Consider the following 13,718-nt stretch of genomic DNA (forward strand, 5'->3'; position numbering starts at 1 on the left):
GGCTCAGGCCCCTTTTGTCGTGTCGCGGTAGCCGTGCACGCGTGCGTCGGCGACGCACCGCTCGTAATCGGCGAATCCCTCGTAGGCCTGCGCCACCGCCTTGCCGTTCATGACGTACTTCCAGCGCCAGCGCGCGTCCTGGTCCTGGAAGAAGCGCCAGGGCCGCGCGGATCGCTCCTGTTTGCGTGCGCCGGTCATCGCCGCCCCTTAAGCGATGCGCTCGTACAGCAGTGTGTTCTTCTTGAGTGCGGCTTCGTCGATGGCGATCCCGAGGCCCGGACCGTGCGGCACGTCGACGTGCCCGTCGCGGATCCTGAAATCGCTCTCGGGCGACAGCGGGTCCCTGGCGGTCGCGTTGAGGCCCATCACGAACTCGCCCGCGCCCATCATGCGGGAGGCCGGCGTGCTCGCGTAGAAATGAGCGCTCGCCGCGGCTTCGAGCTGCGACTGCACCGCAAGCCCGCCGCAGTTCAACTGGATGTTCGCGGCTTCGGCGACCGCCGCGATCTTCTTCGCCGCAGTCAACCCGCCGAGCTTGTAGAGCTTGATGCAGAACGCGTCGACCGCCCGCGCTTCGGCGAGCGCGTACGCATCCTGGAGCGTGAAGATCGCCTCGTCGGCCATCACCGGAACGCCGCCCGCCGCGCGGCGGATCTCCGCCATGCCCTGAAGGTCGCGGCGCGCGATGGGCTGCTCGATGTAACCCAGCCCCATCGGCCTGATCGCGGCGATCGCGGACAGCGAATCGGCCAGCGTCCAGCCGGTGTTGGGATCGATGCCGATCACCACGTCCTCGCCCACCGCCTTGCGCACCGCTTCGAAGTTCTGCACGTCGCGCTTCCAGCCGCGGCGGTCGGCCATCTTCAGGCACAGCACCTTGATGCCGAACTCGTCGACCGCGCGCTTCGATTCCGCGATCATCGTCTCGACGTCTTCGGCCATGCTGACCGACCATTCGAGCGGGATGCGCGGCTGGCAGCAGCCGCCGATGAGGTTGTAGATCGGCTGGTTGAGCGCCTTGCCCTGCGCGTCGCGCAGCGCGATGTCGAGCAGCGCGCGCGCCGCGGGGTTGCCGGCGAGGCGGTTGTCGAAAGTCTCGCTGATGCCTTCGATGTCGAAGATCGAGCGGCCGATCAGCGCCGGTCCGAGGATCTCCTTCACCGCCGCGACGACGGAGAGCGAAGTATCCGGAACGAAATGCCCCGGGCTGATCGGGCGGATCTGCGCGGTGCCGACCACGCCGCCGTCGTAGATCTTCACCAGCACCGGCTTGCCGAGCAGGCGCTCGGCGGGGCCGGTGTCGTAGCTGCCGCTGGAGAAGATGCGCTGGACGCGCGCCGAGAGCGCGGTGACGAAGACTTCAATGCGATCGATCACGCGTCACTCCCCCCTGATACCGGCGTTCTTCACGACCTTTTCCCAGCGCGGGATCTCGGCCGCGATGAACTTCGCGAACTCGGCCGAGGTGTTGCCCACGGGCTCGAAGCCTTGCGCGAGCATCTTGTCGCGGATATCCGCGGCGCGCATCGCTTTCGAGGTCTCTTTCGCCAGCGCATCGACGATCGGGCGCGGCGTGCCGGCCGGGGCGAGCAGGCCGTACCACGACGCGGCGTAATACCCGGGCACCCCGGCTTCCGCGATCGTCGGAACGTTGGGCATCGCGGGGCTGCGTTTCGAGATCGATACGCCGAGCGCGCGGATCTTGCCGTTGTTCACCTGCGGCAGCGCGGCCGGTACCGACGAGAACAGCGCCTGCACCTCCCCGCTCACCAGCGCGGTGAGCGACGGCGCCGCCCCTTTGTACGGCACGTGCACCATGTCGACGCCGGTCATCGATTCCAGCAGCTCCATCGCGAGGTGCGTGACGTTGCCCATGCCGCCGGAGCCGTAGGTGATCTTGCCCGGCTGCGATTTCGCGAGCGCGAGCAGGCCCTTCACGTCGTTGGCCGCGACGCTCGGATGCACGCTCAGCACCGAAGGCCCGAGCGCGACGAGGCTCACCGGGATGAAATCCTTGCGGATGTCGAACGGCAGTCTGGCGTACAGCGAGGGTATGGCGATGGTGGAGTTCGCCATGAGCAGCGTGTGGCCGTCCGCGGTGCCTCGCGCCACGATCTCGGCCGCGATGTTGCCCGCGGCGCCGGGACGGTTGTCGACGACGAACGACGCGCCCATGGCTTCGCCGAGCTTCTGCGCGATCGCTCGCGCGGCGATGTCGGTGCCGCCGCCGGGCGCGAAGCCCACGACGACGCGCACGGGTTTGGAAGGATATTTCTGCTGGGCGTGAACCGCGCCGGACGCGGCGCACGCGGCCGCGAGCGCGAAGAGGATGGTTTTGGACATGGGGACCTCAGGCCGCGATTGCGGTGTGTCGGGGATGCGCGGGACGCGTCATCGCGTCGGGCGCTTCGAAAGGCTTGTGGCCTTCGACCTGCGAGGCGTACAGCACGCGGCGGTTCTCCGCGTTGAACGGGTCGCGCTTGTGCAGCGTCGCGCGGTTGTCCCAGACCACGACGTCGCCGACCGACCACTCGTGCTCGTAGACGAAGCGCGATTGCGTCGCGTGCTCCCAGAGCTCGTTCAGCAGCGCCTCCGAATCTTCCAGCGACAGGCCGTTCACGTACGCGCTGTGGCGGCGCCCGAGGAACAGCATGCTGCGCCCGGTCTCGGGATGCGTCGAGACGATCGGGTGGCTCGGCCCTTCGATCTCGCGGATGTCCATGTCCAGCCGCGCGCCGGGGCGGATCTGCATCGCGGTATCGACGATGTTCGCCTGCTTGATCGTCATGCCTTTGAGGCGCTGCTTCATCGCGTCGGACAGCGTGTCGTACGCGGCGTAGCAGTTGCTGAAATAGGTGTGGCCGCCTTCGGGCGGAATCTCCACCGCGAGCAGCATGCGCGCCGCCGTCGGGCGCTCCTTGAACGAAAAGTCGGCGTGCCACACCACTTCGCCGTCGCCCAGGATGCCGACCGGCTTGCCGTCCTGCTTCACGTTGGTGACGACCGTCACCTCGGGCGGCAGGTTGAAGATCTTGTTCGCGGTGCGCTCTTCGAGGCCGCGCTTGTGGAGGTTGGACGACGTCACCGGCGTGCCGAAGCGCTTCGCGAAGGTGACGAGGTCCGAAGGAGTCATGGCCTGGCCGCGAATCACGAGCAGCAGGTGGTCGAGCCAGTGCGCGTGCAGACGCGCGAAGGTCGCGTCGTCGAGGGTCTTGAGATCGAGGCCGCGCACCTCGGCGCCGAGCGCCGCACGCGTCGGCACCACCTGGATGGGGTCGGACCCCGGCTTCTTCGGGGTCTGACCCCGGTTTTCAACGACAGAACTCATGTCATTCACTCCGCCAAAACCTTGAGATAGCTCGACCGCCCGCCGTCGGCCGCGATCGTCGTGCCGGTCAGCATGCGCGACTCGTCCGACGCCAGGAACACCGCGATGGACGCGATGTCTTCGGGATCGCCCTTCGAAAACGGATACAGCTTCTGGAACGCCGCGCGCTCGCGCGCCGCGGGTCCCGGCTTCTCCGCGAGCATGAAGTCCTTGTTCTCGTAACGCGCGATCTGGCGCTCGGTGCGTACCGAGCCCGGGGCGATCGCGTTGGCGCGGATGTTGTGCTGCGCGTACTGCGCGGCGAGCGTCTTGGTGAACGAGACGATGCCGCCTTTGGTCGCGGCGTACGCGGGCTTCATCGAGCCCATGAGGCCGAGGTGCGACGTCACGTTGACGATCGAGCCGCCGCCCGCCTTCAGCATGTGCGGGATGCCGTGGCGGCACGTGAGGAACGGGTGCAGCAGGTTCAGATTGATCGTGCGGTGCCAGACGTCGAGGTCCATCTGGTGCACCGGTACGTCTTCCTGCAGCGAGCCGCCGGCGCAGTTGAAGATGACGTCGAGACGGCCGAAGCGCTCGACCGTCGCCGCGACCGCGCGCGCGACGCTCGCGTCGTTCGTCACGTCGGTCTCGACGAACAGCGCATCGCCGCCCGCTTCCCTGATCTCGCGCTCGGCGCGCTCACCCTGTTCGCGCCTGATCTCGATCAGGGCGACTTTGGCGCCTTCGCGCGACGCCAGCTTGGCGGTCGCTTTCGCGATGCCGGCGCCCGCGCCGGTCAGGAAAACGACCTTGCCGTCGAGTCTTGCCACGGCTTTCTCCTCTTTCGGTAGGTGGAGGACTTTAGCCGCGGCCGCTATAACTCACAAGACGAATTTGTTAATCCAGTATTCCCGCTGTGGAATACTACGAAAAACAAAGCATCAACACGGAGATCACGGAGGTTCACGGAGGACACGGAGGAAAGCACTCGGACGCGCACGTCTCACACCGCGTCTTTAGCAACGAAGTGATGACTCAGGATGCGCCACCCGCGGCATCCCTCCGTGTCCTCCGTGTTCCTCCGTGCCCTCCGTGTTAAAGCTTTTGAACTGTGCTCTTAAGGTCTTGCGTCAGGAATAGTGAGCTCAACGAGCCGAGCCGCTCGCGGCTGGGTATCGAGCGTCCGGCACGTCTCGACGATCTCGTCGAAGCGCGCCGCGGACACCGGGAGGCCCGGCACGATGTCGCGCAGCCGCCGCGCCTCTTCGTCGAAATCCCAGATGAACTCGCGTCCCGTCCCCTGCTTCGAGTAGCTCTTCCCGTCCTTGGTGTAGATCGTGATGCGCGGGCCGAACAGCGGCGCGGTGTGCGAAGGGATCATCGTCACGCGCTTCATGATGTCGAGCACTTCCGGCTTCGCATCGCTGACTTTCGGCGGACCGCCTTCCCATTTCTGGAGCACCGGAAAGCCGCGCTCGACGATCGCATGGGCGGTGTAGTAAGGCGTCATGCCCGGTTTGGGCGGCGCGTCTTCGCGGCGCGACGTGAACGCGGGGCTCGGATACTGCGTCTCGAGCCAGTTCACCACCGCCTCCACGCGCTCGACGTTCCCGGGCCTGATGTCGTGCTCTTTCACGAGCGCCGCGGTGACGTCGATGTGCGCGATGTTGTAGCCCGAGATCGAGTAGATGCGATACAGCGTCTCGAGGAAGATCCAGCTTTTGCCCAGATCCTTCGTGATGTCGGCAAGGTTCGCGCGCGTCGCGCCGACGAAGCTGTAAGTGAGCTCGCCTTTGTTGCTGCCGGCGAACGCGTGATAGAAACCGGCGTCGCCTTCCAGCACGGTATCGCCGCCGACGTGTCCCTGCCGCGCCAGCGACACCGCGAGCATCGCGTTGCGCACCGCCGCGCCTTCGCGCAGCGCCTTGCCGCCGCAGCGCGGCGCCTCGAGGTTGCCGCCGGCGAGGCTCGCGCACAGCGCGATCGCGCTGTTCACTTCGTCCTCGCTCAGGCCGTAGAGCTTCGCCGCCGCGATCGCCGCACCGAAGATGCCGAACACCGGTCCCGCATGAAAGCCGCGCGACATCACCGTCGGGATGTAATCGGCGGCGAGTCGCTCGCAGACTTCATAGGCCGCGGCGACCGCGGTCACCAGCTGTCTGCCGTCCGCGCCGGCGCTTTCGGCGGCCGCGAGCGCGGTCGGGATGATGCTCGTGCCCGGGTGCGTGAGCATGCGAAACGTATCCCATTTGCCGCCCGAGAATGCCATCTCCGAGCCCGCGTACGCCGCGCCCGCGCGCGTGACCTTCGAGCCGTCGACCGGGATCGTCGCGCCGTGCGCGACGCCGCTTTCCTCTTCGGTGACGAGCTTCACCGCTTTCTTCGCGTCCCCGGTCTGCGAGCCGAGCAGGATCGACCCCAGGCAATGCAGCGTGACGCCTTTCGCGCGATCCACCACTGCGGGAGGAAGATCGCGGTAATCGAGGTTCGCCACCCATTTCGCCAGCGCGCGGCTGATCGAGGTCATAGTTGCACTCCACTGTCGTTGTTTCGCGACATGTTAACGCGGCCGTGCAGCGCATTACGGCGCTCGAAAGCGCCGGCAGTAAACGGAACGCGCGTTCCGGCGTTGTGAGCGAGTGGAGGCACTTTGCAGGGTTAACGGCGAGCGCACAAGCGGGGCGCCTGTTGACTTCCTGCGTCGTTTTCCCTCTCCTTGCGGAATTTTTCCGGGCGCCGTGACGTTTTTAACAACCGATATGTCGGCGTTCTTCTACAGTCGCTCACCCGCAAAGCACGGTTGAAAGCATGAGCCGATACACAGGCGATCCGCAGCTTCTCAAGCGACTGCCGCCGTTCTCATGGCTGAGCGAGAGCCAGCTCGCATGGGCCCTGCCGACGGTGGAACATCGACGCTACGCCGCGCGCGCCGTGCTCCAGCGTTATGGCGAACCCGGCGACGGTCTTTACATCGTCGTGTCGGGGCGCGTGTCCGTGCTTCACCAGGACGCGCAGGGCCACGAGCTCATCGCGGCTTCGGTCGGCCCGAACGATTTCGTCGGCGAGCTCGGCCTGCTCGAAGAGGAAGCGTGCGCGGCGAGCATACGCTGCGACACCGCCTGCGAGCTGCTCTACATCCCGCGCAAAGTGGTGCTCGAGTGCCTCGAGGACAACAACCGCGCCGCGATGTGCATGCTCAGGAAGACGCTGCGCCGCCTGTGCGACACGCATCGCAAGCTCGCGACGCTCGCGCTCACCAAGGTCTACGATCGCGTCGCCGCGGTGCTGCTGGAGCACAGCCGCGACGCGGACGGCGAGCGCCGCGTCGAGATCGGCTCGGAGCAGATCTCCGCGCGCGTGGCGGCCTCGCGCGAGATGGTGAGCCGCGTCATCAAGGACATGATCGGCCGCGGCATGGTGCGCAGGGAAAGGCGCAAGCTCGTGATCGTCGACGCGGCGGCGCTCGCCGCGAAGGGCACCGGCGCGGAGCGCGAGCCGAACGGCCACGACCCGCTCGCGGTCGCATCGCCGCAGTGATCAGCCGGGCGGCCACGGGCTCTTCGTGACCGCCACCGCGACGATGTAGAAGAACACCGCCTGCGCCGCGATCAGCGCGGCGATCCGCACCCCTTTCGTCTTCCCCCGCTTCAAGGCGATCGTTCCCAGCACGATGTACGCGACGAGGCCGGTCACTTTCGCGGTGATCCAAGGCGCCTGCAACGGATACTGCCGGATCATCACCGCCAGCGTCACCGCGCTCGCGAGGAGCACCGTATCGACGACGTGCGGCACGATCCTCACCCACCGCTTCGCGAGCATTTCCGGCGCGCGCAGCATCCACCCGCCGCGCAGCGTGAACAGCAGCCAGCTCGCGGCCACCGCCGTCATGTGCACCGTCTTGATCGTGGTGTAGTCCACCGGCCTCCCGTCATTCGTCGCGACAAAAACGCGCGCATCATACTGCGGCCGCGCGGACGCTGCGCGCCTGTTACCATCGGCGGCTGCGCTAACGCTCCGGAGACCCACGACCATGCACGCCGACGCCGATCACCCTCATCACGGTAACCGAGTCGAGGACCGGCGCCTCATCACCGGCGCGGGCTGTTATGCCGCCGACTGGAGCGTCGCGGGGCAGCTCTACGGTTATTTCGTCCGCGCCGATCGCGCACACGCCGAGATCGCAGCGATCGATACGTCTGCGGCGATGAAAGCGCCGGGCGTCAAGGGCGTGTACACCGGCGTAGACGCGGTGCGCGCGGGCTACGTGAAGCCGCCGCACGCCTTCACCTTCCCCGGCAGGAACGACATGAAGGCCCGCGCGCCGGATCGTCCGGTGCTCGCGCACGGCAAGGTGCGGTTCGTCGGCGAAGCGGTCGCGCTCGTCGTCGCCGACAGCGCGGCGGCCGCGCAGGACGCCGCCGAGCTCGTGTCGATCGAGTACCGCGATCTGCCCAGCGTCACCGATCCCGAAGCCGCACTGGCCGCGGGCGCGCCCCAGATCCACGACGACGTGCCGGGCAACCTCGCGTTCGAATCCGAAGCCGGCGACGAGCAAGCGGTCGAAGCCGCTTTCGCAAAAGCGGCGCACATCACGCAGCTCAAGGTCGTGTCCACGCGCGTCGCCCCCAACCCGATGGAGCCGCGCGCGTGCCTCGTCGCGTACGACGCCGCGCACGACGAATATCGCTTCAACGTGGTGATGCAGGGCGTGACGACGCTGCGCCAGCAGCTCTCCGCCTACACCAAGGTGCCGCAGGACAAGCTCAGGTTCGAAGCGCGCGACGTCGGCGGCGGCTTCGGCCAGCGCACCATCGCCTATCCCGAGTATGCCGCGCTGATGATCGCGGCGAAAGCGCTGGGCAAGCCGGTGAAGTGGGTGTCGACGCGCATGGAAGGCTTCGTCGCCGACGCGCACGGCCGCAACAACATCATCGACGGCAAGCTCGCGCTCGACAAGGACGGCCGGTTCCTCGCCATGCGTCTCGACTGGATCAACGACATGGGCTCGTACCTGTCGACCGGCGCCATGGGACACATCCGCAACACCACGACGTGCATGACCGGCGTCTACAGGATTCCCGCGCTCTATGCGTCCTACCGCATCCCGCTGACCAACACCACGCCGGTCGCGGCGTATCGCGGCGCGGGCCGTCCGGACATCGCTTACGTCGTGGAGCGCCTGGTGAACGCGGCGGCGGCGGAGACGGGGGTCGATGCGGCGGAGCTGCGCCGGCGCAACTTCATCCCGCCCGAGGCGTTCCCCTACACCACCCCGACCGGTTCGACCTACGAGATCGCCGACCTGCCGGGGCTGCTCGACAAGGCGCTGAAGCTCTCCGACTGGAACGGCTACGCGGCGCGGCGCGACCGGTCCACCGCGGCGGGCAAGCTCCGCGGGATCGGCATCTCGACCGTGATCGAGAACACCGGCGCGGGTAACGCGCCCAAGGACGAAGTCGAGATCGAGCTCGACGCGAGCGGCACCGTCACGGTCTACACCGTCTCCAAGGCGCAGGGCCACAGCCACGAGACGACGCTCGCGCAGATCGTCGCGAGTGCGCTCCAGGTGTCCCCCGGGCAGGTGAAGGTGGTGCAGTGCGCGCCGGATTCCAAGCTCCTGGGCAATCACACCGGCGGCTCGCGCACGACCGTCGGCGCCGGCAGCGTGTGCCATCTCGCCGCGCTCAAGCTGATCGACGAAGGCAAGGCGCTGGCGGCGCTCGAGATGCACCTCGAGCCGTCGCAGATCGCCTACGGCCACGGCGAGTTCACGTCGACCGAATCGGAGCGCGTGCTGACGCTCGCCGATCTCGCGAAGAAAAAGAGCGTGAGCGTCATCGCCGACGGCAAGTTCGGCTCGACCTTCCCCAACGGCTGCCACGTCACCGAAGTCGAGGTCGATCCCGACACCGGCGTCGCCGAGATCGTCGCGTATTCGGCGGTCGACGACTGCGGGGTCGTCATCAACCACTCGGTGGTCGAAGGTCAGCTCCACGGCGGCGTGGTCCAGGGCGCCGGACAGGTGTTCGGCGAGGCCATCGTCTACGATGCGGACACCGGCCAGCCGCTCACCGCGAGCTTCCAGGACTACTACATGCCGCGCGCGGGGCTGCTGCCGGGCATCCGCGGCGAAGAGCATCCGACCCCGAGCAAGGTGAGCCCGCTCGGCGTCAAAGGGATGGGCGAATCGGGGTGCACCGCCTCGATCCCGGCGCTCGTCGGCGCGGTGCTCGACGCGCTCAAGCCACGCGGGGTGGCCCACCTCGACATGCCGTTCACGCCGGCGCGGGTGTGGCAGGCCCTGCACCGGGCGTGAGGGCGGAGCGCGGCGTATGCCGCACCTCGCGCCAAAAACGGCGCGAGGCGTCATCGCGGCGTGCCGTTAAGTCGTTTGTGTTCAATAGCGGCCCGCTGCCTGCTAGGATACGAGGCGGTCGGCGTGACGCCGGAACCTATACGAAACGATGAAACGCACAGCAGGGGCACTGGGGCTCTTCACTCTCACGGCTGCGCTCGCGAGCGCAGCCGGCATGGACACGACGCTTCCCACGGTGACCGAAACCGGCGCGATCTACTCGCCGGCGGCCGTCGTGAAGCGCGCCGACTTCCGCGGGCATCCGGCGTCGGCCGACGCGCAGCAGGTTGCCGACTGGTCGGTCCATTCCGCCGACAGCCGCGGGCTGCCGTTCATCATCGTCGACAAGGTCAACGCGCGGGCCTATGCGTTCGACCGCTACGGCATGCTGATCGACTCGACGCCGATCCTGATCGGCATGGGCGTGGGCGACAAGTTCGCGCCGGGCGTGCTGCAACTGGACATGTACCAGACCAAGCCGTCGCAGCGGGTCACGCCCGCCGGGCGCTTCTTCGCCGAGGAAGACCGCAATCTCGAAGGCGAGAAGGTGCTGTGGGTCGACTACGACGCGGGCATCGCCCTGCACCGGCTGCCGAAGAAATTCACCAAGCAGCGCCGGCAGGAGCGCATCGTGTCGCCCGACCCGGCCGAGCACCGCATCACCTATGGCTGCATCAACGTGCCCTCCCCGTTCTACGACCGCGTCGTGGCCACCCACTTCCGGAGCCGCGGCGGATACGTCTACGTGCTGCCGGACTCGACGCCGCTTTCCGCGGTGTTCCGGATCCACGATGTCGCGCCGCGTCCGGCCCTGCGCACCGTCGCGGGCGAGCGGCCCGCGCCGACCCTTCAACGCTTTTAGCCTCACGCTGCCATGTCGAATACTCTGAAGTTCTGCTACCACGGGCAGCACTACCGGCCGCGCGACCAGTTCAAGCCGCTGCCCGGGACGACCCACCGCCGCGAAGTCTGTTCGGACTGCTACGCCAAGATCATGGCGGACCGGAAGATGAAGCGGAAAAAAGCGCAGGTCTCGCGCTGATCTTGCCTGGGGTCTGACCCCGGCTTTTCGGGGTCAGACCCCGGTTTTTCGAGCGACGCTTCTCAGCCAGTCGGTCAGCATCGGGTTCTGCATCGCGCCCGACTGCCTGGCGATCTCCTGCCCTTTCCTGAAGACGATCACCGTCGGTATCCCGCGGATGCCGTAGCGCCCTGCGACCTGCGGCGCGGCTTCGGTGTCGAGCTTGGCGAGCCGCATGACAGGCTCGACCTCCTGCGCGGCGCGCGCGAAATGCGGCGCCATCATCCTGCACGGCCCGCACCAGGCGGCCCAGAAATCCACCGCTACCGGCAGGTCGCCCTTCCCGATCTGCGCGTCGAAATTCGACGCGTCGAGCTCGATCGGCTCGCCGCGAAACAGCGGCTGCTTGCACTGGCCGCACTTCGCGCCGGGGCCGAGGCGCTCCTGCAGCACCCGGTTCACGGTGCTGCACTGCGGGCATACGACGTGTAGGGCTTCGCTCATGATCGGCCGGGAAGCAAATGAGGCACCGGGTTCAGCACTTGCTGTAAATCGGGGACAGACCCCGATTTTCAAGGAGATAAAAAATGCTCACGCATACGACAGGGCTCGTGCCGCCGGACGCTTCGCGCGTCGGCCTGGAAGAGGAATGGGAAGTCAGCTATTGGTGCACCCGCTACGGGCTCAGCGACCAGGAGCTGCGCACCTGTATTGCCGAAGTCGGGCCCCGCACGGAGGACGTCGAGGCTTACCTGCGGCGGACCGGCCGCGGCAAGCAGATTTTCAGCAATACCGGCGAGGATTGAAACCGGGGTCTGCCCCGATAAAGCCGGGTCAGACCCCACGTCAGGCGGGCGCGAGGAGGCTCAGGGTTTCGCTCGCTTCCTGCGCGACCTGTTCCATCGTGCATTGCCTGGGCTCTTTCTCCGGGCGCCACCGCAGGAACTTGGTGCCGTGGCGGAAGCGCCCGCCGCTGAAGTGGTCGTACTGCACCTCCACGACGAGCCGGGTCGCGAGCGGCTCCCACTCGCCGCTGCGCTCGGTGCTCCAGCGGCTCGGACCGCCGGGCTTGCTGCCGGAGAAGCCGGGCGCCTCGCGCAGCGCCTCCAGCTTCGCGGTCAGCGCGGGTTTCTCTTCGGACTTGATGTTGGCGCAGAAGCCCACGTGGTTCAGCAAGCCTGTCTCGTCGTACAGCCCGAGCAGCAGCGATCCCACCACGCGCTCCTTCGCCGCGTAGCGAAAACCGCCGACCACACAGTCGGCGGTGCGCATGCGCTTGAACTTCTGCATCCCGGTGCGCTCGCCGGTCTGGTACGGGATGTCGGCGCGCTTGGCCATGATGCCGTCGAGCCCCGATCCCAGCGACTGCAGCCATTCCTCGGCGCTCTGGCGCTCCGCGGTCTGCGGCGCGATCTTCACCAGCGAATCGGCGCCGACGTAGCGATCGACGAAGGCTTCGAGCGCCGCCCGGCGCTCGCGCAGCGGCCGCGCCACGAGGCTGCGTCCTTTGTCGTCGACGAGCAGATCGAAGACGAGGAACAGCGCCGGGTGCTCCCGCGAGAGCTTTTCGACGCGGCTCTTCGCCGGATGGATGCGCATGAGAAGCTGGTCGAAGGAGAACGCCGAGTGTTCGGGCACGACGAGCTCGCCGTCGACCACGAAGCGCTTCGCCCTGAGCTTCGCGAGCGCCGCCACGACCTCGGGAAAATAGCGGTTGAACGGCTGGCCCGATTTCGAGCGCAGGTCGACCTCCGAGTCTTCGCCGAACGCGAGGCAGCGAAAGCCGTCGAACTTCGGCTCGTACAGCCACTCGGGGCCGTTCGGCAGGCTGCCGACGAGCTTCGCCTCCATCGGCTCGTAATCGAAGGGGATCGGAAGCGTCACGGCACCGCCTTCACGAGCCGCTCGAGATCGAAGCGTCCCTGCGTCGACAGCATCGGCGCCCACAGGTCGCCGAGCTTCGCGATGCGCCGCGGGACGTTGGCCATCGTGTAATCCTCGATGCGCGCACCCTTCTCGATCTCTTTCCACGTCACCGGCGTCGATACCGTCGCCTGCGGTTTGGGTCGCGGCGAGTACACCGATGCGAGCGTGCGGCCCCACGCGTTCTGGTTGTAATCGACGAGCACGCGCCCTTCCGGCCGCTTGGCCACGCGATATTCGGCCGTGATGATGTCGGGCTTGAGCTTCGCCATGTCCTGCGCGAAACGCTTGGCGAAATGCCACACCTGCTTCTGCGTCGGGCCGCGCCTGATCGCGACGTAGACGTGGATGCCCTTGGACCCCGTGGTCTTGGCGATCGGCGTCATGCCGAGGCCTTCGAGCGCGTCGCGCACCAGCAGCGCGGTTTCGCGCACCGTCTCGAACGACGCGCCGGGGACCGGATCGAGGTCGAAGTGCAGGAAGTCGGGCCGGTCGACGTCGTCGCAGCGCGCGTACCACGGGTTGAGGTCGATGCAGCCGAGATTGATGATCCACAGCAGGCTGGCGGCATCCTGCACCATGGGGAAGTCGATGACGTTGCCCGACGCGTGCCCGATCGAGCACGTCTCTATCCACTCCGGCCGCGGGCTCGGCACGCGCTTCATGAAGAAGAAATCGCCCGCGGCGCCGTTCGGATAGCGCTTCATCACCATCGCGCGGTGTTCGATATGCGGGAGCAGCGCCGCCGCCACGTCGGCGTAGTACTGGAGCAGGTCGCGCTTGGTGAGACCGAGCTCCGGCCAGAAGATCTTGTTGAGGTTGGTCAGCCGCACCGTGCGCCCGCCGATCGCAATCTCGGCCTCGTCGACGGCCGCGGGTATGACGATGCGCTCGACGGACTGGCCGCCGCGGCGCCCACGGCCGCTTACCGAGCTTCGCGATGGATGACGCGTGCGGGTTGCACGCTCGCCGGCGGCCATGTGCATGCGCTGGCAGGAAGCAATGCGTGGACCTGTTCGACCGCAGGCGGAGTGCGGGGCGCAGCCACGCGCGCGATACAATGGCAGCCCGGCGCTCCCATCGTATCGCCGCATCAGCCCCTCAGGAGC

15 protein-coding genes are annotated in these 13,718 nt (G+C 67.3%); 5 read left to right on the plus strand and 10 right to left on the minus strand.

The features are described from left to right. Positions 1-3 precede the first annotated feature (3 nt). From VHP37_23250 to VHP37_23275, 6 genes are all read right to left on the minus strand, one after another. Positions 4-198 (minus strand): hypothetical protein, encoded by a 195-nt coding sequence (locus VHP37_23250; protein HEX2829286.1) that lies wholly within the window; start codon positions 196-198, stop codon positions 4-6. Positions 199-207: 9 nt separating this feature from the next. Next, entirely contained in the window at positions 208-1,377 is a 1,170-nt protein-coding gene (locus VHP37_23255) for an enolase C-terminal domain-like protein (protein HEX2829287.1), read from the minus strand. Positions 1,378-1,380: 3 nt separating this feature from the next. Beyond that, a complete protein-coding gene (locus VHP37_23260; GenBank protein ID HEX2829288.1) occupies positions 1,381-2,343 on the minus strand; it encodes a tripartite tricarboxylate transporter substrate binding protein in 963 nt (320 codons plus the stop codon). Positions 2,344-2,350: 7 nt separating this feature from the next. Then, a complete protein-coding gene (locus VHP37_23265; GenBank protein ID HEX2829289.1) occupies positions 2,351-3,328 on the minus strand; it encodes a TauD/TfdA family dioxygenase in 978 nt (325 codons plus the stop codon). Between the two features lie 5 nt (positions 3,329-3,333). After that, complete coding sequence (locus VHP37_23270) at positions 3,334-4,140, minus strand: SDR family NAD(P)-dependent oxidoreductase (GenBank protein ID HEX2829290.1); 807 nt, start codon at positions 4,138-4,140, stop codon at positions 3,334-3,336. 287 nt (positions 4,141-4,427) lie between these two features. Beyond that, positions 4,428-5,837 (minus strand): MmgE/PrpD family protein, encoded by a 1,410-nt coding sequence (locus VHP37_23275; GenBank protein HEX2829291.1) that lies wholly within the window; start codon positions 5,835-5,837, stop codon positions 4,428-4,430. 281 nt (positions 5,838-6,118) lie between these two features. On the opposite strand from VHP37_23275, the gene VHP37_23280 reads away from it, so the two are divergent. Further along, complete coding sequence (locus VHP37_23280) at positions 6,119-6,847, plus strand: Crp/Fnr family transcriptional regulator (protein HEX2829292.1); 729 nt, start codon at positions 6,119-6,121, stop codon at positions 6,845-6,847. Here the strand turns inward: VHP37_23280 and VHP37_23285 are convergent, their stop codons facing one another. Then, positions 6,848-7,228 carry a SirB2 family protein gene (locus VHP37_23285; protein HEX2829293.1) on the minus strand — a complete coding sequence of 127 codons (381 nt, stop codon included), beginning with the start codon at positions 7,226-7,228 and terminating at the stop codon, positions 6,848-6,850. A 112-nt stretch (positions 7,229-7,340) separates the two neighbouring features. Between VHP37_23285 and VHP37_23290 the strand changes: the two genes are divergently transcribed. From VHP37_23290 to VHP37_23300, 3 genes are all read left to right on the plus strand, one after another. Then, a complete protein-coding gene (locus VHP37_23290; protein ID HEX2829294.1) occupies positions 7,341-9,626 on the plus strand; it encodes a xanthine dehydrogenase family protein molybdopterin-binding subunit in 2,286 nt (761 codons plus the stop codon). Positions 9,627-9,774: 148 nt separating this feature from the next. Beyond that, positions 9,775-10,527, plus strand: coding sequence for a hypothetical protein (locus VHP37_23295; protein HEX2829295.1), 753 nt, complete (start codon positions 9,775-9,777; stop codon positions 10,525-10,527). A gap of 12 nt (positions 10,528-10,539) precedes the next feature. After that, positions 10,540-10,707: a hypothetical protein gene (locus tag VHP37_23300; protein ID HEX2829296.1), complete on the plus strand. Its 168-nt coding sequence runs from the start codon at positions 10,540-10,542 to the stop codon at positions 10,705-10,707. 33 nt (positions 10,708-10,740) lie between these two features. Here the strand turns inward: VHP37_23300 and trxC are convergent, their stop codons facing one another. Continuing rightward, a complete protein-coding gene (trxC, locus tag VHP37_23305; protein HEX2829297.1) occupies positions 10,741-11,190 on the minus strand; it encodes a thioredoxin TrxC in 450 nt (149 codons plus the stop codon). Positions 11,191-11,273: 83 nt separating this feature from the next. Between trxC and VHP37_23310 the strand changes: the two genes are divergently transcribed. Next, on the plus strand, positions 11,274-11,492 hold the full coding sequence (locus VHP37_23310; protein ID HEX2829298.1) for a DUF3606 domain-containing protein: 219 nt from the start codon (positions 11,274-11,276) through the stop codon (positions 11,490-11,492). Between the two features lie 40 nt (positions 11,493-11,532). Here VHP37_23310 and VHP37_23315 read toward each other — a convergent pair whose 3' ends face one another. Both VHP37_23315 and ligD read right to left on the minus strand, forming a co-directional pair. Then, positions 11,533-12,570, minus strand: coding sequence for an ATP-dependent DNA ligase (locus tag VHP37_23315; protein HEX2829299.1), 1,038 nt, complete (start codon positions 12,568-12,570; stop codon positions 11,533-11,535). Beyond that, complete coding sequence (gene ligD / locus VHP37_23320; protein HEX2829300.1) at positions 12,567-13,595, minus strand: non-homologous end-joining DNA ligase; 1,029 nt, start codon at positions 13,593-13,595, stop codon at positions 12,567-12,569. Before ligD ends, VHP37_23315 begins: the two co-directional genes overlap by 4 nt. Positions 13,596-13,718: the final 123 nt, after the last annotated feature.

The organism is Burkholderiales bacterium, assembly GCA_036262035.1.
Taxonomy (GTDB): Bacteria; Pseudomonadota; Gammaproteobacteria; order Burkholderiales; family SG8-41; genus JAQGMV01.